Raw genomic sequence first — 23,551 nt, forward strand, 5'->3', positions numbered from 1 at the left:
ACTGAATAGCAATGCTCAGTTGGTCGCGACGACACTTTCAACGAAAGCAGAAACATAACCTATGGCGCAATCTTTCTCATTAGGTATTCAGCAGGTTTGGGAAGAACTGTCTGTCATGCAGGCCCCGGGCCTGTATTGGGTGAACATCGACCGTCAGACCGATGCTAACCTGCTCTGCCAACAAACCATAGCTGCCCAGGCCGCAACCAGCCAGGTGGCATTGATTTGCAGTGGGGGTAAACCTGACCGACTGCTGGCCGAACTGACCTCACCCGCGCTGAAAAAAATTCCGCTGTACCAGCTGCCGGAAAAAAAAGCCGCGCTGACGCATTTCAGCGACGATCTGATGCGCGCCTTAAAGCCCCAAAACCGCTTATTAATCCTGTTGGCCCACGCCAGCCTGTGGCAAACCTTCACCAGCGAAGAACTGCGTGACTGGACCCACGCTACTGGTGCCTGGCTGCGGCGACAAGGCTGTACTCTGCTGATCCTCAGCCATGGCGGCGGCGTCAACAAGCTCAAGGGACAACTCAGCGCCCAGCACCGGATCCTTAACGGCCTGTCCAGCCTACAGTGGCAACAGGGCTGCGCACAGTATTTGGTTAACTGGTGGAGTACCGAAAACGGCATCAATGCCAACCAACTGCTGACGCTGTACGCCGGTGAAAACGGCTGGCAAGGTGACGATGACAGCAACAAACCCTCGCCGACCTCCATTCGCAGCGATGAAGGGCTTTATCTGGCCCAACAGAGCATTCTGGAAGGTGCACCGCCGCTGTCGGCCAACTGGCAACTGCTGGAAAGCAATGCGCTACTGGCGCAGCACGGCATGCTGACACTCTCGGCAACGTTGATTTTTGCCCTGTACCAAAGCGATGATATTGATGCACTGGCGCACCAAATCCACAGCCTGCGCCGCCAGCGCGGTAACGGGCTGAAAATCGTCGTGCGCGAGATGAGCGCCAGCCTGCGTTACAGCGACGAACGCCTGCTGTTGGCCTGTGGCGCCAACCTGATTGTGCCGCACGTGGCACCGCTGTCGCGCTTTCTGACCATGCTAGAGGGCATCCAGGGGCAACGCTTCTCACGCCACGTTCCGGCAGATATCGACGCCCTGCTGGCCGGACTGCGACCGTTGCAGCTGAAGGGTTACCTGCGGCCGGATGATTTTAGTCAGGCGGTAAATTCATTGATGGCCAACACGCTGCTGCCGGAAGACGGCAAAGGCGTGATGGTCGCCCTGCGCCCGGCCCCAGGGCTGCGTGCCGAGCAGGCGATGACCCTGTGTTTTTTGCGCCGCTTCGGCGATGTAATGACCGTGGTGCAAGGCCGACTGGTGCTATTCCTTTCCACCTGCCGGATTAACGATTTGGATACCGCCCTGAAATTTATCTTCCGCCTGCCGGTGGATGAAGCCTTCAGCAACCGGGTGGTGTGGTATCAGGATGTCGATATTATTTCAGAAATCAAACGACTGGCGCACAACGCCCCTGTTCCGTTGGGCGCGGCGACCGCACCGGTGGCACCACGTCAGACCGCCGCCGAGGCAGTAAGCCCGCAGGAACGCCGTCAACCGGTGGCCTTCACGCTAACCACCACGGCACAGGAGAACAAGCATGTTGAATCTTAGCGATATTGTGCAGTTGATTACCCTGTGCGCCATTATTTTTATTCCACTGGGCTATGCCTTTCATCGGCGTTTCCCGCACTGCCGTCAATACTGGCAAAACCTGTTGTTATCACCGCGCTATTTAAAATCCGCCGGGTTATGGGTGCGCGAAGGTTCTTCATCTCAGATTAAGCGTAAAAACAGCCATGAAGCCAACAAATAACCCGCAATCCGATAACTCCCTGTGGCGCTACTGGCGTGGGCTGGGGGGTTGGAACTACTACTTCCTGGTCAAGTTTGCCCTGCTGTGGTTCGGGTACCTGAACTTCCACGCGCTGCCAAACCTGGTGTTCATGGCGTTTCTGTTGATGCCGATACCGGCACTGCGTGTGCACCGCTGGCGCCATTATGTGGCGATCCCGATAGGTTTCGCGCTGTTTTATCACGACACCTGGCTACCTGGTATCAACAGCATCATGAGTCAGGGTTCGCAATTGACCGGCTTCAGTGCCCAATATCTGCTGGAGCTGACCAATCGCTTTATCAATTGGCAGATGATCGGCGCTGCCTTTGTGATGCTGATTGCCTATCTGTTTTTATCCCAGTGGATACGGGTAACGGTGTTCACCGTTGCCGCGCTGGTGTGGCTGAACCTGGTCAATATTGCCGGCCCGGCAGTGTCACTGCTGCCGGCCAGCACCACGGCCTCCAACAGCAGCACACAGGCGGTGGCTACCCCGGCTGCCGGTGGTGATAATGCCCCGGCGGACAGCGCACCGCCAACCAGCGCCAACCTCACGGCCTACCTGAATCAGTTTTACGACAAGGAAAAAGCCCGCGCCACCGCCTTCCCGGCCAGCCTGCCTGCCGATGCTCAGCCGTTCGACCTGCTGGTGATCAATATCTGTTCGCTGGCCTGGGCCGACATTGATGCGGCGAAACTGGAAAACCATCCGCTGTGGTCGAAGATGGACATCATGTTCGACAACTTCAACTCGGCAACCGCCTACAGCGGCCCGGCGGCCATCCGTTTGCTGCGCGCCAGCTGCGGCCAGCCCTCGCACCACGACCTGTATCAACCGGTAAACCAGCAGTGCTATCTGTTTGATAATCTGGCCAAGCTGGGCTTCAAGGAACAACTGATGCTCGATCACTCTGGCGTATTCGGCAACTTCCTGAAAGAGCTGCGCGAACAGGGTGATATGCAGGCACCGCTGATGTCTCAGGCCGGGATCGGCAATGAGCTGGCGTCGTTTGACGGCGAACCGATATACAACGATCTGGAACTGCTCACCCGCTGGCTGGATCTGCAGCAAAAGGCTGGCGATACCCGCAGTGCCACCTTCTTCAACATCATTCCACTGCACGACGGCAACCGTTTCGTCGGCTCCAACAAGAGCGCGGACTATCAGCCACGGGCGCAGAAGCTGTTCGATCAGTTGAATACCTTCCTTGACCAACTGGAGAAATCCGGGCGCAAGGTAATGGTGGTATTTGTACCGGAGCACGGCGCAGCCCTGGTGGGCGATAAAATGCAGATGTCCGGCCTGCGGGATATCCCAAGCCCGAACATTACCCATATGCCGGTGGGCATCAAACTGGTGGGCATGAAAGCGCCGCATCAGGGCAGTACGCTGCAGATTAAGACGCCGAGCAGCTACCTGGCGCTTTCCGAGCTGGTCTCACGGCTGGTCGACGGCAAAGCCTTCATTGCCCCAAGCGTCGACTGGCAGGCGCTGACGCAGAACCTGCCGCAGACAGCGGTCATTTCGGAGAATGATAACGCCATCGTGATGCAATACCAGGGTAAATCCTACATCCGCTTGAACGGTGGTGATTGGGTGCCTTACCCCCAGTAAATGCATCTAAAAATCTTTCCATGAATATTCAGCACGCCTTCGGGCGTGCTTTTTTATAGCTGATATCAGGCAACATGAAATTTAAGCGATTTATTTATTATAATCGTGAGAATATTCCTAAATAACAATTATTTCGTTAGGATTTCGTTAAGAGAAAAAATCGTTATTAATACAAATTAATTAATTTCCCAACAAAATAATTAACAAACCAGTGGGTTTAATCAAAAAAAATGCCGGCGTAAATGCCGGCATTTAAATTAATCGCTCTTGATAACAAAGTCATGTCACAGGATTTTCATCCTGATCGACCGCAAAGCAGGCAACCATCTGTTCACCGTATTGCTTCAACTGTGGCTGCAGCTGGGTACATGGCCCAAAAGCACGACGGCAGCGGGCATTGAATGCACAACCCGGCGGTGGATTCATCGGGCTGGGCAGCTCGCCGGTCAGCTTGATGCGTTCACGACGCATATCCGGATTCAGACGTGGCGTCGCGGACAGTAGCGCCTGGGTATACGGATGGCGCGGGTTGTTGAAAATGGCATCTTTGCTGCCCTTTTCCACGCAGCGGCCGAGATACATCACCATCACTTCGTCGGCAATATGCTCCACTACCGACAAATCATGCGAGATGAACACATAGGACAGCCCCAAATCCTGCTGCAGATCCATCATCAGATTCAGTACCTGCGCTCGCACCGAGACATCGAGGGCGGAGACAGGTTCATCGGCAATCACCACGTCCGGGTTAAGCATCAGACCACGGGCGATAGCAATACGCTGGCGTTGCCCACCGGAAAACATGTGCGGATAGCGATCATAGTGTTCGGTTTTCAGGCCAACCTTGGCCATCATCTCCAGCGCTTTCTCACGACGTTGAGCGCTGTTTAGCCCGGTATTGATCTGCAGCGGCTCCTCGAGGATCTGCCCGACCTTTTTACGTGGGTTAAGCGATCCATAAGGATTCTGGAACACAATCTGGATCTTCTGGCGCCGCAGCTTCTCAGCGGTGACGTCAGGCTTTAGCAGATCCTGCCCCTGATAATACAGCTCACCGCCGGTCGGCACTTCAATCATCGTCAACAGACGGCCCAGCGTTGACTTGCCACAGCCGGATTCGCCCACCACCGCCAGCGTTTTACCACGCTCAAGGGTGAAAGAGACGCCGTCCAGGGCTTTAACCAGCCGTTCCGGGGCAAAGATGCCCTTCTTGACCGGGTAGTGTTTCTTCAGGTCAATCGCCTGCAACAAGGGTTGGTTCTGGCTCATACGGTCGGCCTCCCCGCATCATCCAGCGGTGTGTGACATTTAACCTGACGGCCGGGAATGCTGCGCAGTTCCGGCTCCTCAACACGGCAACGCTCAGTGGCGTACGGGCAACGCGGGTTGAGTAAACAACCGCTTGGGCGGTCATATTTGCCCGGTACCACACCAGGCAGCGAAGCCAGCCGCGCCTTATCGGCCGCGAACTCCGGCAGCGCTCGCAGCAGCGCCTGAGTATAAGGATGCCGCGGTGCGCGGAAAATTTCCGATGCTTTACCGGATTCCACCACCTGACCGGCATACATCACGATAATATGATGCGCCGCCTCGGACACCAGCGCCAAATCGTGAGTAATCAACAACAGCGCCATATTTTCACGCTGCTGCAATTCCAACAGCAGCTCGATAATTTGCGCCTGAATGGTCACATCGAGTGCGGTAGTGGGTTCATCGGCAATCAGCAGTTTTGGCCGACAGGCAATCGCCATGGCGATCATCACGCGCTGGCTCATACCACCGGAAAGCTGGTGCGGATATACATCCAGACGCGAGGCCGGATCGGGGATGCCCACCTGCGTCAGCAGGTCGATAGCCCGCTGACGACGGGTACGCCGATTACCGCCCTGATGTACCTTCAGCGCTTCCATAATCTGGAAGCCGACGGTGTAGCACGGGTTCAGGCTGGTCATCGGATCCTGGAAAATCATCGCCACTTCCGAGCCCACCAGTTGGCGGCGCTCTTTTTCGGAAATCTTGCGCAGATCCTGGCCGTTAAACTCCAGCTTTTCGGCCATCACCTTACCGGGGAAATCGATCAGCCCCATAATCGCCAGCGAACTGACGGACTTGCCGGAGCCGGATTCACCAACGATCCCCACCACCTGGCCCTGCTCCACGCTGTAGCTGATACGATCTACCGCGCGGAAAGGGGTACCTTCGTCACCGAAGTGCACCGAAAGCTTGTCTACATTTAATAACGCCATCTCTCTCGTCCTCTTTACTGCTTGAGTTTGGGGTCGAGAGCATCACGCAAGCCGTCCCCCATCAGGTTAAATGCCAGCACCGTCAGCAGGATCGCCACGCCAGGGAAGGTCACGACCCACCAAGCGCTTTGTGCGAACTGCAACACGTCGGAGAGCATGGTGCCCCACTCCGGCGTAGGCGGCTGTGCACCCATACCCAGGAAGCCGAGAGCGGCCATATCCAGGATAGCGTTCGAGAAACCAAGAGAAGCCTGGACGATCAAGGGTGCCAGGCAGTTTGGCAGGATGTTGATAAACATTTGGCGCATCGCACCGGCACCCGCCACGCGTGAAGCAGTGACGTAGTCGCGGTTCACTTCCACCAGCACCGCCGCGCGGGTCAGACGCACATAGTGCGGCAGAGCGACGAAGGTCAGCGCCAGCGAGGCGTTAACGATGGAGGGGCCGAAAATCGCCACCAGCACCAGCGCCAGCAGCAGGCTTGGCAACGCCAGCATGATGTCGACGATACGCATAATGATCGCATCCACCACGCCGCCGAAGTAACCGGCCAACAGGCCCAGCACCACGCCCATGATCAGCGACAGCACCACCACCAGACAGCCGACCAGCAGCGACAGTCGCGCACCGTACATCAGGCGCGACAACACATCGCGACCCACATCGTCGGTACCGAGGAGATATTGCCAACTGCCGCCTTCCTGCCACACCGGAGGCTTAAGCAGCGCGTCGCGGAACTGATCCGCCGGTGCATGCGGCGCCAATACTCCGGCTCCGATGGCAATCACAAACATCAGAACGATATACACCAGACCGACAACGGCCCCTTTATTGCGCTTGAAATAGTGCCAGAACTCCTGAAACGGGGTCATGGGCTTCGGCGCACCTTTAACTACAGACTCAGTGATTTGAGACATCAGAGCGCCCCTTATTTCTTGTGGCGAATACGCGGGTTGACCACACCGTAGAGCACGTCTACCAGCAGGTTAACCAGAATAATCATACAGGCGACCAGCAATACGCCGCCCTGAACAACCGGATAGTCGCGACGTTGCAGCGCATCCATCAACCAACGCCCCAGGCCCGGCCAGGAGAAGATGGTTTCGGTCAGGATGGCACCGGCCAGCATGGTGCCGACTTGCAGGCCAATCACCGTTACCACCGGCAGCAAAGCGTTGCGCAGCGCATGCACCACAATCACCCGCATACGGCTCACACCTTTGGCGCGCGCGGTACGGATGTAATCTTCGCCCAACACTTCCAGCATTGAGGAGCGCGTCATACGCACGATCACCGCCAGCGGAATGGTGCCGAGTACGATAGCAGGCAGGATCATATGCATCACGGCATCAGCGAAGTCGCCCGGCTCGCCCCAAATCAGGGTATCAATCAGCATAAAGCCGGTTAACGGCAAGGTATCGTCGAGGAACACCGTGTCGCTGACCCGCCCCGATACCGGCGTCAGGTTTAGCTGCACCGAGACCAGCATGATCAGCATCATGCCCCACCAGAAAATCGGCATCGAGTAGCCGGTCAGTGATATACCCACCGCGGTGTGATCGAATATTGAGCCTCGCCTGACTGCCGCCAGCACCCCGACCGGGATACCCACCAGCACGGCAAAAATCATCGCGCAGAACCCTAATTCCAGCGTGGCCTTGAAGCGTGGAACAAACTCATCCCAAACGGAGATGCGGCTTTTGAGGGACGTACCCAAATCACCCTGCAACACGTTGGATACGTAAGAGAAATATTGTTGATAGAGCGGTTTATCCAGCCCCATTTCCGCCATCAACTGCGCATGGCGTTCTGCGGAGATCCCGCGTTCCCCGGCCATGATGGTCACCGGGTCACCGGGGATCATATGGACGAATGCAAAAGTCAGCAAAGTTATGCCGATAAACGTTGGGATAACTAACCCCAAACGTCGGAGTATGAACTGCAACATATCCCGAACTCTCTGTATAAAGTGCCCGGCAGCTCATCGTCCGCCAGGCTTATTAAAGCTCACACACTTTGAACAATCCTGATGCCATACGCCGGAGACTGGTCAGCAGAAGCGCAACCTGTTGCGCCCCTGCCAAGTCCATTCGTGTGTCGCCGGCTTAACGGCCAGAATTAATCTAGAGAGACATTCTCAAAGTGATGCTTACCAAGCGGATCCACAACATAGCCCTTCACTTCCTTACGCACTGGCTCGTAAACGGTGGAGTGGGCGACAATCAGTGCCGGAGCCTGATCGTGCATCACTACCTGAGCCTGTTTGTACAGTTCGATGCGTTTGTCGTGGTTCGATTCAGCGCGTGCCGGTTGGATCAGATCTTCAAACGGCTTGTAGCACCAGCGAGAGTAGTTGGAACCATCTTTCGCCGCCGCACAGCTAAACAGCGTGGCGAAGAAGTTGTCCGGATCCCCGTTGTCGCCGGTCCAGCCCATCATCACCGTCTGATGCTCGCCCGCTTTGGCGCGCTTGAGGTACTCACCCCACTCATAGGTCACGATTTTGGCTTTCACGCCGATTTTCGCCCAGTCAGACTGGATCATTTCCGCCATGCGGCGCGCGTTCGGGTTGTACGGACGCTGTACCGGCATAGCCCACAGATCGATGGCGAAGCCGTCTGCCATGCCCGCTTCTTTCAGCAGCTCTTTGGCCTTGACCGGATCGTAGGTGTAATCCTTCACCGCGTCGTTATAGCCCCACATGGTTGGCGGGATCAGGTTTTTAGCCGCCTGGCCTGCGCCCTGGTACACCGCGTCGATGATCGCCTGCTTGTTGACCGCCAGGGTCAACGCCTGACGCACCTTCAGGTTATCCAGCGGTTTTTTCTCAACATTGAACGACAGGTAGCCAACGTTCAGCCCCGGTTGTTCCATCAGGTTGATGGTTTTGTCCTGCTTCATGCGGGCGATGTCAGCCGGGTTCGGGAACGGCATCACCTGACATTCGTTTTTCTGCAGCTTGGCGTAACGCACTGAAGCGTCTGGCGTGATAGAGAACACTAAACGGTCGATCTTCGGCTTGGTGCCCCAGAAACCGTCGAATGCCTTATAAAGGATTTTGGAGTCTTTCTGGTATTGCAGCAGTTGGAACGGACCGGTACCGATTGGGTTCAGGTCAACTTTTTCCGGAGTACCGGCTTTCATCATCACGTCGGCGTATTCGGCAGACAGAATGGATGCGAAGTCCATACCCAGGTCAGCCACAAACGGGGCTTCCGGACGGTTCAGCACGAAACGGACTGTGGAATCGTCCACCTTCTCGATTTTGGCAATCAGCTTCGGCATGTCCATGCCTTCAAAGTACTCATAGCTGCCGCCGGAGACTTTGTGATAGGCATTTTTCGCGTCAAGCTGGCGTTCGAAGGAGAACACCACGTCGTCGGCGTTGAAATCACGGGTCGGTTTGAAGTCTTTGCTGCTCTGCCACTTCACACCTTTACGCAGGTGGAAGGTGTAGGTTTTGCCGTCTTCGCTGACATCCCATTTTTCAGCCAGGCCCGGTTGCAGTTCGGTGGTGCCGATTTTGAATTCGACCAGACGGTTGTAAATAGGGACCGAGCTGGCGTCATAGGTGGTACCCGAGGTGAACAGCTGCGGGTTGAACCCTTCCGGGGAACCTTCAGAACAGTAAACCAGAGTCTTGGCTTGCACGCTGGCCGCAACGGTCAACGCAATCAGCCCAATACCGAATTTCAGAATCCCTGTTTTTCCCAAGGAACTTGTCATCGCTTGTGCTCCATTATGTGATGTGATGTGTGTATTACCGCCAGAGCCTGTATTTTTTATTGCGCGGCCTGTGCAGTCGGTGCCCGAAGGCTGGAGGGATAATTGCGCAAGAGAGCCGGGGGAACGCATCCCGGTGGGGGCGTCTGAGCGCGTGGCATTCACTCAAACAACTCTCGCTCTTACCCCTGAGGCTACCAAATTGCCAACTGTTTGGGGTGTCGTCAATATAACCAGTGGGGATTTACGCAGACTGTGAGAAACAGCAAACAAACATAAAAAAAACCTTTTTTTAACATTTGCAGTATGAAAACTTATGCTATACGGTCAAATTTAGTTCGATAGGCTGTGTTGCAGAAAATTACTGGTGTTTAACTCCGATAAAAAACTAAAAAAGTTTGTTGTCGAATGATGAATATCTGAACGGTTATTTTTGTGATCGACGTAAAAGACAGGACGAAATGCTGTCCTGTTACCCGAAAGGGTGAGCCATCGGTGCATTTTTTTAGCCGGGTGACGCCACAATCTATCCAGCGTAAAAAAACTTTCGTCTGTTAAAAAGCCGGGGGCAAAAGGATATCCCCCGGCAACGTGCTACAACCGATTTATTGCGTGCCGGCGCTGTTGCCCAGGCTGCTATTCATATTATTCAGAATATCGCCGTTATCAGCGTCGATTTCCCAGGAGAACAACCCGCCCAACTGCTTATCCAGCACATACTTGCCCTTCGCCTGTACCGAGCGGGCATCGTCAAAGGTGATCAAGTCGCCGGTGGAAGGTTTGAATACATAAGGCGCTTCGGCAGTGGCGTCGTAGCTGTACTGCCATTCACCGCTCATAAACTCATTGGCGATTTGGCGGTAATCGACGATGCCATTTTCCCAGGTGCCTTTTACCGGGCCGGTCGCGGTACCAGTAAACGGAATGTTGTTCTGGTAGCCATTAACACCGGTCCAGCCACGGCCGTACATGGCAGTACCCACCACGATTTTGCCCGGCTTCACCCCCTGCGTCAGCAGCGCATTGACGCCATTCACCGTGGTATATGCTGTATCCGGTTTCCAGGACGGTGCTTTCAGTGCTGTCTGATGGCCCAAGTTTTTCAGATCGAAGGCGCCATAGAAGTCGTAACTCATCAGGAAGATGTGATCCATCGAGTTCTGCGCAGTGTTGTAGTCCACCTTGTCGATTTTGTCCTTGCCGGCGCTGATCGCAGAGGTCAGTTCATACTTGCGACCGGTTTCTGCGGAAAGCTGATCCAGCATCGCTCGCAGTTCTTTCATCAATTGCACATAGGTCGCCCCATCCTGCGCACTGCCCAGTTTCGGGTTAGCACCCTGCCCGCCCGGGAATTCCCAGTCGATATCCACACCGTCAAAGAACTTCCAGGTTTGCAGGAACTCTTTCACCGAGCCGACGAAACGATCGCGCTTGGCCTTGTCACCCATAAAGAAGAACGGATCGGACAAGGTCCAGCCGCCAATCGACGGCAGGATTTTCAGGTCTGGACGCGCCTGCTTCAGCGCCATCAACTGACCAAAGTTGCCTTTGTAGGGGTCATCCCAGGCGGTCACGCCTTTTTGCCCTTTCTGCAACGCGGCGAACGGATCGTGGATCGACACCTTGAAATCTTCACGGCCCTGGCAAGAACGTTGCAGCGCCTGGAAACTGCCTTCGATCTCTTTCAGACTGTCGTTGATGCCGTCACCGCCACAGATCGGAATAAAGCCGTACAGCAGATGCGTCAGGTTCTGTGCCGGCAGTTTATCAACGGTGAAATTACGGCCGTAGACGCCCCACTCAACAAAATAAGAACCTACTACTTTGCCGGAGTCTTGTTTATAAGGTTTATTCTTTTCCAACAGTGGTTCTTTTAACGGTGCCAAATGACTGCCATCGGTATCCGCCACTACAATTTCGGTAGCATCGCTGGCAGTACAACCGTCAGCATTACATAACGCCACCTGCATTTGATAACGTCCACCTTTATTAACTTTAAAGTTTGCCGTGCCCGAAGCACCGGTTGAGGCACCGCTCCAGACTTCTTTGCCATTTAATAATACTTTTGCCGTATTACCGGTATCGCCATTCCATAAATTCCATGAAACAGAAACGTCGGCGGCATCTTTTACCTTCACCAGGTTATTATAAGCCGTCGCCGCTTGATCGACTTCGACAATAGCGAACTTGGTATTGCCCCAGGCCAGTGTAGGCTTGCCCGGTGCGGCGGCCTGCGCCGCAGAGCACAGCGTGCTGCCGATCAACAACGCCAACAACGGTTTATTAAATTTGCGCATAACTGATTCCTTTATTCCGAGAGGATAAACGTAAAATATTTAATGACGGCCGAAGATTTTCGAAGCAGAATAATCCAGGCCGGTTAAAATGAATAAAAAAGCATTAATCTTTCCCACGTAACGGAAATCTATCATTCCCATTCCGCGTATTCAGACTATAGATAAAATAATCATTAAAACAATAGCGCTATCAACCAGATTTTATTTGGCAACGGTGAATTTATTTAAATATGAATAACAGAAGCAGCCAGGAATAAGGAGAGTGAATTAATTAGCGAGAAAGGATGAATGTTTTTTATGGGAAAAAGTGAGTTCTGGAGCTGGGTGCAAAACACAAACTACAGGCGAAAAAAAACCTGCTTTAAAAAGCAGGTTTTCTTGAATGTGGTCGGCGAGAGAGGATTACTGCATCTACGATGCTGCCCTGCGGGCCGTTGCTAAAGCAACGTTGTCTCGCTACGCTCGGCTCAAACCTCCTTCGGAGGCTCTCATCCTATAAATTACAGACGAAAAAAAACCTGCTTTAAAAAGCAGGTTTTCTTGAATGTGGTCGGCGAGAGAGGATTCGAACCTCCGACCCACTGGTCCCAAACCAGTTGCGCTACCAAGCTGCGCTACTCGCCGATGCGGGGCGCATCTTACTGCTGACGATCATACGCGTCAATAACTTTCTTATCCCGGCTAATCAAGTGGTGATAAAAGCGGCATAAAGCGCGCCACAGCAGCCTGCAGCGCACTTTTTCATCATGCCTTCGCCGTTTTCAGCGCCGGTGATTGAGCACGCAAGAATGGCAGCAGGAACAACGCAGACAAACAGGCAGCGATCGAGATCACCACGAAGAAACCGTTCCAGTGCCAGATTTCCATGATGCGGGCAATCGGGTAGCCGGACAACGCCGCCCCCAGGTAAGCAAACAGGCCGACAAAACCGGTTGCCGCCCCGGCAGCATCCTTGTGCGAACATTCCGCCGCCGCCATGCCAATCAGCATCTGTGGGCCAAAGATGAAGAAACCGATAGCAAAGAAGCAGGCCGCCTGCAGCAGGAAAGTGATACCTGGCATGATCCACAGCGCCGCAACCGACAGGAAGATCCCGATGGCGAAGATCAGGTTCATTGGCCCACGATTACCGCGGAACAGCTTGTCAGAACCCCAACCGGCCACCAGCGAACCAATAAAGCCGCCCACTTCAAACAGCGAGATCGCCGAGTTGGCGGTCATCAGCGAATAGCCCTTTTCCTGGGTCAGGTACAGGTTGCCCCAGTCGTTAATGGCTGTACGTACGATGTACACCAGCACGTAGGATACCGCCAACAGCCAGATGTACTTGTTGGTCAACACGTAGCGTTTGATGATTTCGCGGTTGGTCAGCCCCTGACCTTCCGATTCCTGCACCAGTTCCATGGCGTCGTTGCGCCATTTACCCACGCTAGGCAGCCCCATGGTGGAGGGCTTGTCACGCAGGCGCCAACACATCAACAGGCCCAACACCACGCCGATAATGCCCGGAATAATCATGCCGTAGCGCCAGCTGAAGTGCAGCGAGATAAAGCCAACCAGCAGCGGGATAAGCGCACCGCCAAAGTTATGTGATGTATTCCAGATCGCCCACCAACTGCCGCGTTCGGAACGCGAGTACCAACTTGTAAGGATCTTGGAGCATGGCGGCCAGCCCCAGCCCTGGAAGAAGGCGTTGAGGACCCACAGCGTCCCCAGCATTAGCAGAGAGGAACTGAGGCCGAAGAAGATATTGAGTATGCCGGTCATAATCAGGCCCAACCCCATAAAATAGCGCGGGTTGGAACGATCGCTGATCATGCCTGAGATAAACTTCGAGCAGCCGTAAGTGATGTAGAACAGCGTACCGAGGATGCCGACGTCAGACATTGTCAGGCCAAGATCGCTCAGCATCGCCGGCATGATGAAGTTGAAGCTTTTGCGCGTGAAGTAAAACGCGGCATAGCCGATGTACATCGTCCACATCAGCTGGATGCGCCAGTATTTATAGCTGGCATCGATCTGTTTTTGATCGGAAACCGGCGGCACATCATCGCGGCTTTTAAGGAAAGACCACATGTGAAACCTCAGAGAATATGAAAAGTGCCGCTATCATGCTGCGCGCGCGCGGAAATGACTTACGCCGGATTCCCGACGCGGCTAGGAGTATTTCCTAGTTTGGCCCTTCCGCCGGTGAAACTGTGGGTAAGATCACATTCAAACAGGTGCCATTCTCCGACGTCAGCCGCAGGCGGCCGCCCAGTGCGCTGATGCGCTCCTGCATGCCGCGCAGACCATAGCCAGGCTCATGATGGGCCAGATCGATACCCACGCCGTTATCGCGAATGGTCAGCAGCACCTGCGGCAACCGCCCTTTTCGCTGACGAAAACGTGCATCCAGCTCAATCCGGCTGGCGGCGGCGTGACGACAGACATTGGTCACCCCTTCCTGACACACCCGATACAGAGTAATTTTCAACGTCTCATCCAGCAGTTCATCCGGCACCTGCCACTGCATCACGCTCACCAGCGACGAATCCTGCGGCAATGATTCACGCAGCATCGCCGCCACCGCCGCCGACAGCGGCAAATTATTCAGCGCAGCCGGCCACAGCTGGGTCAACACATCATGCACGCCGTCATACACCCGCAGCGCCAGGGTATCTATCGCTTCAGCGCAGCCCATCACCTGCGGCTGTGGCACCAACCGTTTGATAATACTGGCTTGAGTGCGGATCACGGTGATAGTTTGACCGACCTCGTCGTGCAACTCCCGCGCCACCTCGCGCCGGGTCTGTTCTTCTGCCGTAACCAGCGCACGCGCCAGTTGGCGGTTTTCCGTCAGCCGCAGCCGCAGTTGCTGGTTCAGTTCGCGCTGGCGTTGAATACCCGCACCGAGCAACAGACCGGTCAGGCTCTGGGCCAGCAGCGACAGCAGCAAATCTCGGTGTGACTCGGGTTGTGGCGGTTCGTTGGCCACCAGTACCACACCATTAAGCAGGGTTGCCAACAGCGCGCCCTGCCAGCCATAGCGATAGGACATAAAGACGATCGGAATGGCCAGGCAAAAGGGGGCAAAACGGCGCAGTTCGGCGGCATTGACCTGCTGTTGCAGCCAGATACTGAGCGCAAACAGCAGTAAATAGCTGGCCAGATGGCGCAACCGTAGCGTCACAGGCTTATGGATCAGGCCCGGTTCGAGCGGCACCCAGATCTGCCGCGCCAGGTAATGCCACAGCAGCAGGCAAGTCGGGGCAATGGTGAATCCGCCCGCCAACCCCAGCAACAGGGCTCTGGCACCCTCACCGTTCACTACCTGCCACACCAGCGCCTGCAGCAACGCGGCCACCGCCACCACCGCGCCCTGCAACAATGGCCATTGCCATTCGCTGTCGCTTTCCTGATGCCGCAGTAGCCAAGGGGAGGCCACCAGACTGAGCAACACCGTCAGTACCAGCACCACCACCGAAGCCCACAGTGCTGGCCCGTAACCGAACTGATCGGCCAACACCACCATCAGCAACAGATCGGCCAACAGGATGCCCGGCCAGAAGCGGTAAGGACTTTGCAGCAGAATGCCCATACGCAGACCAAACGGGAACAGCAACAGCGCCTGCCACGGCGGGTCGATCAGCGCGGTACCAATGCCCCACAGGCAAAACGCACTGGTGGCATAGATAAAGAACAACGCCAGTTGACTGATCAGGCGTTGCATCACAGGTTCAGCATCCGCTTCGCCAGTTCGACGTTGTTGTTGATACCCAGCTTGGCGAACAGATTGGCGCGGTGCACGTGTACCGTTTTGGGTGACAAACCCAGCGCAGCAGCAATCTCCCGCACCTCCTGCCCTTGCGCCAGTAACAGTGCGATTTCACGTTCACGACGGGTCAGTGGGTCCACCTTCACCCGCGTCAATTGCTGGGCGATTTCAGGCATCAGATACACGCCGCCGCTGGCGACGGTGCGCACCGCGGTGATTAAATCTTCCGGCTTACAGCGTTTGGACAAGAACCCGCAGGCACCGCGCTCCAGCGCCAGTTCCACCAGCGCCGGGTTGTCATGCATTGACAGCATCACCACCCGAATACCCGAGGGAATATCCGCCAGCAGATCCAGTCCACTGCCGTCCGGCATCGAAATATCACAGATGCAGATTTCCGCCTCCAGACCGGGCAGGCCGGCGCGGGCCTGAGCAGCGCTGCTGAACTCGCCGACCACCTGAATATCCGGCTCCAGCGACAGCAGTTGCACAAAACCCGATCGCACAATGTCATGATCGTCAATAAACGCCACGCGCAAGGTCATGGAAATCTCCGGTCCGAGGGGGAAAGTCTGCAAGTATACCGTAAGCCTGAGCCGGATGAATTGATGGAGGGAAGGTATTCGCGTGAATTGCCGGGCGCAGTCGCGCCCGGCATGGGGAATTACAGCGGGGTCGCCGCTGCTTTTTCCTGCGGAATATTACACCAGTTGTTTTCCGCCACAATGCCGCCGTTCGGCGAGGTATAACCGAGGCAACCGAGAATGGTATCGAACAGCTCGACATGGCGGTGGGTCTTGCCAACCCGCTGCTGCGCCTGCAATTGCTCGAAAGCACTGCGATGCTGTGGGTCTTCCAGGAACTTGTCGGATGCCCATACCATCATTGGCACGCGGAACTGCTCCACCGGCGCCATTTCACGCGGCGTACCATGCAGGTGCGAATTCTCGCCTATCGATTCGCCGTGATCGGAAGAATAGAACACAATGGCCTTCTTCTCGCGCACCTGGTCAATCACATTGGCGATAAAGCTGTCGGTATACAGCACCGAGTTATCGAAGGCGTTAACCAACTGCTCCTTAGAGCAGAAATCGTCAACGCCGAGACACTCCGGCTGATAGCGTGCGTAGCTGCGTGGATAACGTTGGGAATAGAGATAATGTGAGCCTTTGGTATGCAGGATCACCAGATGCTTACCCTTGGGATAACGGGCCAGCGACTCCTTCATTTCATCCACCAGCAGCATATCGTCAACCGATTTGCCGTCGTTGCGCTTTTCGGAGGCGATCATCTCGCGGAAAGAATAGTTGTTCACTTCGGTATTATTATAGAACCAAACCTCACTCTGCATGGCGAACAGCTCGGAGGTGAAGCCCAGATCTTTCATTACTGCGAACACGTTTTGCTCTTTCAGCGTCCGTTGCGGGTTATCTGCCGTGCCGCCTTCCCGCACGAACATACAGCGCAACGACAGTTTGGTGGCGGTATCACAAGACGTACCGCGGAACGCCACCAGATTTTTCTCTTTGGACAGCCGTGGGGTGGTGTCACGGTCATAGCCAAGAATGCCCATGTGATCCCAGCGGGTGGTTTCACCAATGATAAATACCACGTAGGTATCATCAATATCGGCCGGTGCCACATAGGTAAAGTTCTTGGCCGGGTCGAACAAATTGGCCTGATCCTGACTTTCGTCATAACGGGTATAGGCAAACAGCCCCAACGCCGACAGCCAGTTGGATGGCAAATAGGAATGCGCGACCACGCCACCGTAGCTTGGCAAGTCCACATTGGTGATTTTTTCCTGCGCGCTTTGCTCGTTATCCAGCATACGCAGCGGCACCCAGACCAGCGCCACTACCGCCACCAGCACCACCAGCGGTTTTATCCGGTGTCCAGGCGTTTTCAGTTGCTCGATCAGGGTATAACGCAGGTTGTTTTTCCAGATGCACAGCAGCGGCAATACGCTGAGCACCACCATCCACAGCACGAAGTGCATGCCGACCACTTCTTTCGACAGGTCAACATCGGTGGTCATCACCGACACCACGATGCCGTAGCCGATCACCACGTTGAAAAACGTCATGTAATAGCTGGCCGCCACGGAAATCAGCACCAACAGCGAGGCAGTAATTCGATAGAACAGCCGGCCGCCGAGCGAAACCAGCCGCATAATAAAGAAGGTGAAAAGAACGATGGCGATAACCTCGGTTACCGCAGAAATAACCTTAATCCCCTGAATGCCGTGCGAAAATGAATCAAAGCGACGATAGAAAACGGAAAGGTTCAAAAAGATGCCGATATAGATCGCTAACAATAACGATAAATTCTGCTGTGATAGCGATTTAACTTTGTTCATGTAACGCGATGGCTCCGGGGGCTTTAACAGTTCTGAAGTCAGTCAGACATTCGATGCGGCTGCAGGTTCAGCCGATCGGCAATAAGCGCTATTTTGGGGGTAAGAATCAAGAGAATTCTCACAAAATAACCATTTTTGCCATTTTTTGTACAAGAGATAAAGGGGGAAGAGACGAGAAATGGAGGGCTGAACCCTCCATTTGTTCCGCGATATTGGCGAAAATCTTACTTAACGTTAAGCGTTACATCAATATTGCCACGGGTGGCGTTGGAATAAGGGCAGACCACGTGGGCTTTTTTCACCAAGTCTTCCGCCACGCTGCGCTCGATACCCGGCAGAGTGATATCCAACTGCACTTCGATACCGAAACCGTTGGGGATTTCGCCAATACCGACGGTGCCGTCAATTTTGGCTTCGGCCGGGATCTTCACTTTTTCTTTCGCCGCGACAAACTTCAGTGCGCCGAGAAAGCAGGCCGAATAACCGGCAGCAAACAACTGTTCCGGGTTGGTGACTTCCCCGCCCGCGCCACCCATTTCTTTCGGCACGCCCAGTTTGACATCCAACACACCGTCAGATGAGGTCGCACGGCCATCGCGGCCACCGGTTGCGGTGGCATGAGCACGGTACACAACTTTTTCAATCGACATACATCATTCCTTCTTTCTGGTTGGAGGCAAGACGACAATTCCTGCTGGCGGAACGTCGTCATTGGTATATCTTTCACGATTAAATCGCACGCTATATATTTACTGCTTAATTCCAGTGTAGTCCACCCGTGCCGATCCTGCGTCCGGCACTGGGGATCAAAGCTGGTTGATCAGCTTGCCGCGCAGCTTTTCCAACTGCTGTTTGATATTGACGATTTCATCAAGGCTGCAATCGGTAGCGCAGAATACAGCTTCCGGTACCGACTGCGCTTTCTCACGCAATGCACGACCGGCATCGGTTAACGCGATAATCACCTGCCGCTCATCGGTGGTGGCGCGGTAACGCGCCAACAAACCGGCGGACTCCAGGCGTTTCAGCAATGGCGTCAGGGTGGCGGAATCGAGAAATAGCCGTTCGCCAATGTCCGTGACCCTGATTTCATCCCGCTCCCACAGCACCAGCATCACCAGATATTGCGGATAGGTGAGATCAAGCTGGCTCAGCAGTTTGCGATACACCTTGTTCAGAGCCAGGTTGGCGGAGTACAGGGCAAAGCAAAGTTGCTGATCAAGCAGCAGCAGGTTTTTCGCTGTCGGTGGTTCGGTGTTTTCGATTTTCATGCTCTGAATATAGATAGCGCACGATGTAATAGCAAGCTATTTTTCAGCCAATATGCTACCTTGTTAAAAGCAGGGGATACCACAGAGAGGTGCTGTGTGGAGGGAAAGGACTATGATAGCCATTTCGCCCAAACCTACCTGATCGAAAAACAGCGGCTGCTGGAAGTGCTGACCGAAGGGGACCCTACTTTATGGCAGCAGGCGTATCATATCGTCGAAAAGGGGCTGGAAAAGCTGCGGTTGCCTCCGTATAACGTCCCAGCAAACTGGTTTGAACATGCCCGCCAGCGCTACCGTGAAAGCGATGCGGCATAACCGACAACGACTTCAGTGCGCAAAATAATGCATACCACCATCCACCGGGATCACGGCGCCAGTGATATAGCGCGCTAGTGGGGAACAAAGAAACGCGGCCAGATAGGCCATATCTTCCGGTTCGCCAAAATAGCCTATCGGGATATTCTGCTCGATAAATGCCTGGCGTGCTTCCTCGCTGGGGTGGAGTTTTTCACGTACCTGTTCGCTATTTATTCGTCCGGGCTGCAGAGTATTAACCGTAACGCCCTGCGCCGCCACGTCGCCTGCCAGCCCCTTGGCCCATAGGTGCAATGCCCCTTTGGCGGCGGTGGCGGCATTCAAGCTGCGCGGCTCCATCGAACCACTGATGTTGATCACTCGTCCCCAGCCCTGCGCCAGCATCCGAGGCAACAAGGCGTGAGTCACCCGGCGTGCCGGCGTAAAGTTCAGGGCAAAAGCTTCTTCCCAGCCAGCGTCGCCTTCGCTCAACGTGGTCGGGCGGGCTCCGCCGACCGCATTAATCACAATATCGATGGTCTCGAAACGCTGCATCACCTGCGAAAGCATGCCCTCGAGCGCTTGCGCATTGGTGATATCTGCCGCGATAGCACAGGGCCGAATGCCACCGGCTTGTTCAACTTCATCCGCCAAGGCCTGCAAACGATCTGCCCGGCGCGCCGTCGCCACCACAGTCACTCCCTGCGCCGCTAACACCCGCACCATTCCCGCACCGATCCCTTCGCTGGCGCCGGTCACCAGCGCGATACGCCCCTGCAGACACAAATTCATAAGATACCCTAATTAAATAATTCAATGTAGTGACAAAGATAACGCCATTGAATCATGTCCCAGCCTGTGTGAATATTCCGTAAATTCGCGGTAATACTGTGCAGGAATTCACTGATGTTCGATTGGCAGGATCTCAAACACTTCGTGGTGCTGGCACGCACCGGTTCATTGTCGGCAGCGGCACGGGAGCTGGGTTGCGATCACGCCACGGTAGGGCGACGGGTGGCAGCACTGGAGAAAGCACTCGGCGTGCCGCTGATCCTGCGGCTGCCGCGCAGCACGCCGCTGACGCAGGGCGGAAAGGTCATTGCCGGCCTGGCGACCGACATCGAAAACCAAAGCCACGCCATTGTCCGCCATGCGCGCAGCATTGGTGAAACACCGCAAACTCAGGTGCGCATCAGCGCCCCGCCGTCGATTGCCGCGCGGGTTGTTGCCCCGCAGATTGCGCAATTTCACCATAATTTTCCGCATATTACGCTGGTACTCTCCGGCGAATCGGCTATCGCCGAACTGGATCGCGGTGACGCCGAAGTGGCGGTGCGCATGGTGCGCCCACAACAACCGGACCTGCTGGTGCAGCGCATTGGCATGATGCGCTACGCGTTGTATGCCACGCCACAGCACGCCGCCCTGCCGGAGGCGGCGCGGGCCTTTATCGCCTACGACCACCACTACCAAAACCAGCCCCATCAGCAATGGCTGCAACAGCTGTTGCAGGGTCGTCCGGTGGTGTTTCAGGCCAGCGACCTGTTCTCGTTGCAAGAAGCCGCACGATCGGGACTGGGAGCGGTAGTATTGCCGACATTTGTTGCCGATGGTGACCCAGACATGGTGACAATGCCGACTTCAATAGCGGCACCGACTCGCGAGCTGTGGTTGGTCACTTACCCGGACCTGGCTCGCTCGACGGCCGTGCGCGCGGTCATGAATTTCCTGGCCGAAATCATTGGGGAAAAATGCCCGCTGGCGCGCTAAAGCATAAGACATTCTAATTTGATACTGGACAAATCTGACGCAGCGGATTATTACTGGTCACCACAGAATGGACTTTAGGGGCTGGCTGAGATCATGATTTTGCGTACTGAATTTGGACGAATTCTGATTACCGGCGCGGGCGGCCGGGTGGCGACGGCATTCCGCCAATCGGTGGGAAATCGCTACCCACTGCGGCTGGCGGAAAAAGACCTCGGGCGGCTGACCAACCTGCAGCCAAATGATGAGATCATCAGCTTCGACATTGCCGATATCGCCGCCTGCCGCGCGGCCTGCGCCGATATCGATACCGTGTTGCACCTGGCGGCCGATCCCTCCCCCGATGCAGACTTTTGCCACTCGCTGATGGATAACAATATCCTCGGCACCTTCAATATATTCCGCGCAGCAAAAGACGCCGGCTGTAAGCGCGTAGTCTTCGCCAGCAGCGCACAGGCGGTAGAAGGTTATGCGCTGGATTATCAGATTAGGCCGCAGGACGCACCAAAACCGAAAAATATGTATGGCGTCAGCAAGGCGTTTGGCGAAGGCATCGCCGCCTATTTTGCCCATCAGGAAGGTCTTTCTGCGCTGTCGGTACGCATTGCCAACTTCACCACACTCGAGCCCGGTGAGCAGCTCAGCGCTCGCGATATGAGCGCTTTTCTCAGCCACCGCGACGCTGCCGATCTGCTGGAGCGCTGCCTGCGCGTTGAAGGCGTGCACCATGCGGTGGTGCACGGCGTTTCCAATAACCGCTACAAACGGCTATCGCTGAAGGAAACCAGCCAGCTGCTTGGTTACTACCCGCAGGACGACGCATTTAGCATCCTCGGTTTCGACTAAAGTTTGCTATCAATGCGCTGCAGCAGGTAAGGGAAAAACGGGTTGGAAGCAATACGCATCAGCGAATCGAGACTAACCACTAATACTGAGCTTTCACCGCGCGCAGCAAGGGTGCCAAGGCTAATGCCGAACTCATCACGCCGCACCGGAAAACGGCCATAAAGAGAATCGCTTACCGGGAATGGCAACGCCACATGCGACAACGAATAAATATCCGCTGGGTAAGTCATGCCCAGTAGCTGCTCACTGGCCGTAGTTGCCCCGGCTGGCGTTACGCTGGCGATCGCCTCAGTGCTTTCCGGTGAGGCGTTGGCGATCACCGTGGTCTGATAACGGCGTGGAGGCGGCGGCAGCAGTTGGCCGACCGCCGCAGCCGCATTTGGCCGCAGCAGCGGCCCGAAGTTTACCGTACGATTGACATCAAACAGCACCAGTTCGCTACCGTTAGCCGGCAATTCGTTGTATAACGCGCGGATCACCGCCCGGGTGCTGACCGTGGAATCCATTACTGACTGGAAGGTCAGTATCGGCGCTAATTTATCCAGCTTGCCATCACGCGCCCCCCGGGCAATTTGCTGTTGCAGACCATTACTGAGCAGATAAGACTGACGCGCTCCGTTCACCGGGAACGAGTTGTATTTGAAAGGGTTAAACTCCGGCAGAACCCCGAGCCATGCGGCTTTGGCAAACGCAGGGAACACCGCAGGCCAACCGGCAATACCGGCGAAACGGGCAAAACTGGTCACGCCGATCATCGGTGAGACCAACACCAGTCGCTGTGGAGCTGCCAATTGCGGATCGTCCAATGCATCCAGCGCGTACTTCATCGCCAGCGCACCGCCGTTGGAAAAGCCCACGATATGCAGCGGCTTATCGTCCCCGGCTTTGCTGCGCGCCTCGCGCACGGCTAAACGTGTCGCCGCCAACCAGTCTTGCCATTCAATATCGGTCAACGCACCCGGCACCGTACCGTGCGCCGGCAGGCGAATACCGACCGCCACATATCCCTGTTGCCGGTAGTTCTCGGCAATGTGTCGCAGGCTATAAGGGGAATCGGTCAGGCCGTGCAACAGCACCACCGCACCACGCGGTTCGCCCTGTGGCAACAGTTCATAGGAACGGTTCCAGTCTTGGGCGAAGTGCTCCGGGTATATCGGGCTGCCGTCAAAGTAGCGGTTGAGCGGAATACGTTCGCTGGCGGAGAGTTTGTCCGTGACGTTAGCCTTCACCTCATCAAACACCCGACTCTCTGCGGCCAGATAGCCTGGCCAGTCGGTCTTGTCCAGTTCGGTGGCCGACAGTTCATGCGGCACAAAGGTGTGCCAGGGTTCCAGCGCCGGGCCGTTTTGGGTATCGTAAATCCGTACCGCAAACAGTGTGAGCAGCACGCTGACCATCACGATCGTCAGCCGTTTGGTCCATTTGATTATCGCCCTGGAAGGCATGCTCACTCCTGAATTCACGATGATCCCAGCAGCGATTATAGAAGTTAAATGCCCACAGGGGCAGGCAGAACAACGTCG

Annotated in this window: 19 protein-coding genes, 1 tRNA gene, 1 other RNA gene and 1 pseudogene; 6 read left to right on the top strand and 16 right to left on the bottom strand. The window is 55.4% G+C overall.

Annotated elements, in window-relative coordinates; genetic code table 11:
* The first annotated feature begins 61 nt into the window (after positions 1–61).
* From bcsE to bcsG, 3 genes are read left to right on the top strand one after another with little or no spacing between them, the layout of a single operon-like run.
* Positions 62–1,630: a cellulose biosynthesis protein BcsE gene (gene bcsE, locus ACUTSU_RS15990; RefSeq protein WP_445652236.1), complete on the top strand. Its 1,569-nt coding sequence runs from the start codon at positions 62–64 to the stop codon at positions 1,628–1,630.
* A complete protein-coding gene (gene bcsF, locus ACUTSU_RS15995; protein ID WP_445652237.1) occupies positions 1,617–1,832 on the top strand; it encodes a cellulose biosynthesis protein BcsF in 216 nt (71 codons plus the stop codon). Before bcsE ends, bcsF begins: the two co-directional genes overlap by 14 nt.
* On the top strand, positions 1,816–3,468 hold the full coding sequence (gene bcsG, locus ACUTSU_RS16000; protein WP_445652238.1) for a cellulose biosynthesis protein BcsG: 1,653 nt from the start codon (positions 1,816–1,818) through the stop codon (positions 3,466–3,468). The genes bcsF and bcsG overlap by 17 nt, the downstream gene beginning before the upstream one ends.
* Before the next feature lie 279 nt (positions 3,469–3,747).
* On the opposite strand, the gene dppF is transcribed toward bcsG, so the two are convergent.
* From dppF to ACUTSU_RS16070, 14 genes are all read right to left on the bottom strand, one after another.
* Entirely contained in the window at positions 3,748–4,737 is a 990-nt protein-coding gene (dppF, locus tag ACUTSU_RS16005; RefSeq protein ID WP_445652239.1) for a dipeptide ABC transporter ATP-binding subunit DppF, read from the bottom strand.
* Positions 4,734–5,714, bottom strand: a complete 981-nt coding sequence (gene dppD / locus ACUTSU_RS16010; protein ID WP_445652240.1) for a dipeptide ABC transporter ATP-binding protein — start codon at positions 5,712–5,714, stop codon at positions 4,734–4,736. The genes dppF and dppD overlap by 4 nt, the downstream gene beginning before the upstream one ends.
* 14 nt (positions 5,715–5,728) lie before the next feature.
* Positions 5,729–6,631 (bottom strand): dipeptide ABC transporter permease DppC, encoded by a 903-nt coding sequence (gene dppC / locus ACUTSU_RS16015; RefSeq protein ID WP_445652241.1) that lies wholly within the window; start codon positions 6,629–6,631, stop codon positions 5,729–5,731.
* Positions 6,632–6,642: 11 nt separating this feature from the next.
* The gene (gene dppB / locus ACUTSU_RS16020) at positions 6,643–7,662 is read right to left on the bottom strand and encodes a dipeptide ABC transporter permease DppB (RefSeq protein WP_020824728.1); all 1,020 of its coding nucleotides are present in this window, start codon (positions 7,660–7,662) and stop codon (positions 6,643–6,645) included.
* Positions 7,663–7,832: 170 nt separating this feature from the next.
* Positions 7,833–9,440 (bottom strand): dipeptide ABC transporter periplasmic-binding protein DppA, encoded by a 1,608-nt coding sequence (gene dppA, locus ACUTSU_RS16025; RefSeq protein WP_445652242.1) that lies wholly within the window; start codon positions 9,438–9,440, stop codon positions 7,833–7,835.
* A gap of 602 nt (positions 9,441–10,042) precedes the next feature.
* Complete coding sequence (locus ACUTSU_RS16030) at positions 10,043–11,734, bottom strand: glycosyl hydrolase family 18 protein (RefSeq protein WP_445652243.1); 1,692 nt, start codon at positions 11,732–11,734, stop codon at positions 10,043–10,045.
* Positions 11,735–12,119: 385 nt separating this feature from the next.
* Positions 12,120–12,247, bottom strand: a non-coding RNA gene (locus ACUTSU_RS16035) — RtT sRNA.
* A 34-nt stretch (positions 12,248–12,281) separates the two neighbouring features.
* A tRNA-Pro gene (locus ACUTSU_RS16040) sits at positions 12,282–12,358 on the bottom strand.
* 120 nt (positions 12,359–12,478) lie between these two features.
* A complete protein-coding gene (locus tag ACUTSU_RS16045) occupies positions 12,479–13,810 on the bottom strand; it encodes an MFS transporter (protein WP_445652244.1) in 1,332 nt (443 codons plus the stop codon).
* Between the two features lie 94 nt (positions 13,811–13,904).
* Positions 13,905–15,446: a signal transduction histidine-protein kinase/phosphatase UhpB gene (uhpB, locus tag ACUTSU_RS16050; RefSeq protein ID WP_445652258.1), complete on the bottom strand. Its 1,542-nt coding sequence runs from the start codon at positions 15,444–15,446 to the stop codon at positions 13,905–13,907.
* A complete protein-coding gene (gene uhpA, locus ACUTSU_RS16055) occupies positions 15,446–16,036 on the bottom strand; it encodes a transcriptional regulator UhpA (RefSeq protein WP_445652245.1) in 591 nt (196 codons plus the stop codon). Before uhpA ends, uhpB begins: the two co-directional genes overlap by 1 nt.
* 119 nt (positions 16,037–16,155) lie before the next feature.
* Positions 16,156–17,850: a kdo(2)-lipid A phosphoethanolamine 7''-transferase gene (gene eptB / locus ACUTSU_RS16060; RefSeq protein WP_445652246.1), complete on the bottom strand. Its 1,695-nt coding sequence runs from the start codon at positions 17,848–17,850 to the stop codon at positions 16,156–16,158.
* A gap of 224 nt (positions 17,851–18,074) precedes the next feature.
* Positions 18,075–18,500: an organic hydroperoxide resistance protein gene (locus tag ACUTSU_RS16065; RefSeq protein WP_004950797.1), complete on the bottom strand. Its 426-nt coding sequence runs from the start codon at positions 18,498–18,500 to the stop codon at positions 18,075–18,077.
* A 156-nt stretch (positions 18,501–18,656) separates the two neighbouring features.
* Entirely contained in the window at positions 18,657–19,121 is a 465-nt protein-coding gene (locus ACUTSU_RS16070; protein ID WP_445652247.1) for a MarR family winged helix-turn-helix transcriptional regulator, read from the bottom strand.
* 108 nt (positions 19,122–19,229) lie between these two features.
* On the opposite strand from ACUTSU_RS16070, the pseudogene ACUTSU_RS16075 reads away from it, so the two are divergent.
* Positions 19,230–19,436: pseudogene (locus ACUTSU_RS16075) on the top strand (GTP pyrophosphokinase); the annotation flags it as partial.
* 12 nt (positions 19,437–19,448) lie between these two features.
* On the opposite strand, the gene ACUTSU_RS16080 reads toward ACUTSU_RS16075, so the two are convergent.
* Entirely contained in the window at positions 19,449–20,207 is a 759-nt protein-coding gene (locus ACUTSU_RS16080) for an SDR family NAD(P)-dependent oxidoreductase (protein ID WP_445652248.1), read from the bottom strand.
* Positions 20,208–20,321: 114 nt separating this feature from the next.
* On the opposite strand from ACUTSU_RS16080, the gene ACUTSU_RS16085 reads away from it, so the two are divergent.
* Both ACUTSU_RS16085 and ACUTSU_RS16090 read left to right on the top strand, forming a co-directional pair.
* A complete protein-coding gene (locus ACUTSU_RS16085) occupies positions 20,322–21,185 on the top strand; it encodes a LysR family transcriptional regulator (RefSeq protein WP_445654386.1) in 864 nt (287 codons plus the stop codon).
* A gap of 93 nt (positions 21,186–21,278) precedes the next feature.
* Positions 21,279–22,028 carry an NAD-dependent epimerase/dehydratase family protein gene (locus ACUTSU_RS16090; RefSeq protein ID WP_445654387.1) on the top strand — a complete coding sequence of 250 codons (750 nt, stop codon included), beginning with the start codon at positions 21,279–21,281 and terminating at the stop codon, positions 22,026–22,028.
* Here the strand turns inward: ACUTSU_RS16090 and ACUTSU_RS16095 are convergent.
* The gene (locus ACUTSU_RS16095) at positions 22,025–23,473 is read right to left on the bottom strand and encodes an alpha/beta hydrolase (RefSeq protein ID WP_445654388.1); all 1,449 of its coding nucleotides are present in this window, start codon (positions 23,471–23,473) and stop codon (positions 22,025–22,027) included. The two genes, ACUTSU_RS16090 and ACUTSU_RS16095, sit on opposite strands and share 4 nt — an antisense overlap.
* Between the last annotated feature and the right edge of the window lie 78 nt (positions 23,474–23,551).

The sequence above is a fragment of the Serratia sp. NA_13 genome, from assembly GCF_052691735.1.

Excerpts from the sequence above, each read along its gene's own strand:
- ACUTSU_RS16080 (WP_445652248.1), bottom strand. The coding sequence starts at position 20,207 with ATGAATTTGTGTCTGCAGGGGCGTATCGCGCTGGTGACCGGCGCCAGC.
- bcsF (WP_445652237.1), top strand. The coding sequence starts at position 1,617 with ATGTTGAATCTTAGCGATATTGTGCAGTTGATTACCCTGTGCGCCATT.
- ACUTSU_RS16090 (WP_445654387.1), top strand. The coding sequence starts at position 21,279 with ATGATTTTGCGTACTGAATTTGGACGAATTCTGATTACCGGCGCGGGC.
- dppD (WP_445652240.1), bottom strand. The coding sequence starts at position 5,714 with ATGGCGTTATTAAATGTAGACAAGCTTTCGGTGCACTTCGGTGACGAA.
- eptB (WP_445652246.1), bottom strand. The coding sequence starts at position 17,850 with ATGAACAAAGTTAAATCGCTATCACAGCAGAATTTATCGTTATTGTTA.
- uhpB (WP_445652258.1), bottom strand. The coding sequence starts at position 15,446 with ATGCAACGCCTGATCAGTCAACTGGCGTTGTTCTTTATCTATGCCACC.
- ACUTSU_RS16045 (WP_445652244.1), bottom strand. The coding sequence starts at position 13,810 with ATGTGGTCTTTCCTTAAAAGCCGCGATGATGTGCCGCCGGTTTCCGAT.
- dppF (WP_445652239.1), bottom strand. The coding sequence starts at position 4,737 with ATGAGCCAGAACCAACCCTTGTTGCAGGCGATTGACCTGAAGAAACAC.
- dppC (WP_445652241.1), bottom strand. The coding sequence starts at position 6,631 with ATGTCTCAAATCACTGAGTCTGTAGTTAAAGGTGCGCCGAAGCCCATG.
- ACUTSU_RS16095 (WP_445654388.1), bottom strand. The coding sequence starts at position 23,473 with ATGCCTTCCAGGGCGATAATCAAATGGACCAAACGGCTGACGATCGTG.
- ACUTSU_RS16030 (WP_445652243.1), bottom strand. The coding sequence starts at position 11,734 with ATGCGCAAATTTAATAAACCGTTGTTGGCGTTGTTGATCGGCAGCACG.
- ACUTSU_RS16065 (WP_004950797.1), bottom strand. The coding sequence starts at position 18,500 with ATGTCGATTGAAAAAGTTGTGTACCGTGCTCATGCCACCGCAACCGGT.
- ACUTSU_RS16085 (WP_445654386.1), top strand. The coding sequence starts at position 20,322 with ATGTTCGATTGGCAGGATCTCAAACACTTCGTGGTGCTGGCACGCACC.
- bcsG (WP_445652238.1), top strand. The coding sequence starts at position 1,816 with ATGAAGCCAACAAATAACCCGCAATCCGATAACTCCCTGTGGCGCTAC.
- dppB (WP_020824728.1), bottom strand. The coding sequence starts at position 7,662 with ATGTTGCAGTTCATACTCCGACGTTTGGGGTTAGTTATCCCAACGTTT.
- ACUTSU_RS16070 (WP_445652247.1), bottom strand. The coding sequence starts at position 19,121 with ATGAAAATCGAAAACACCGAACCACCGACAGCGAAAAACCTGCTGCTG.
- dppA (WP_445652242.1), bottom strand. The coding sequence starts at position 9,440 with ATGACAAGTTCCTTGGGAAAAACAGGGATTCTGAAATTCGGTATTGGG.
- bcsE (WP_445652236.1), top strand. The coding sequence starts at position 62 with ATGGCGCAATCTTTCTCATTAGGTATTCAGCAGGTTTGGGAAGAACTG.
- uhpA (WP_445652245.1), bottom strand. The coding sequence starts at position 16,036 with ATGACCTTGCGCGTGGCGTTTATTGACGATCATGACATTGTGCGATCG.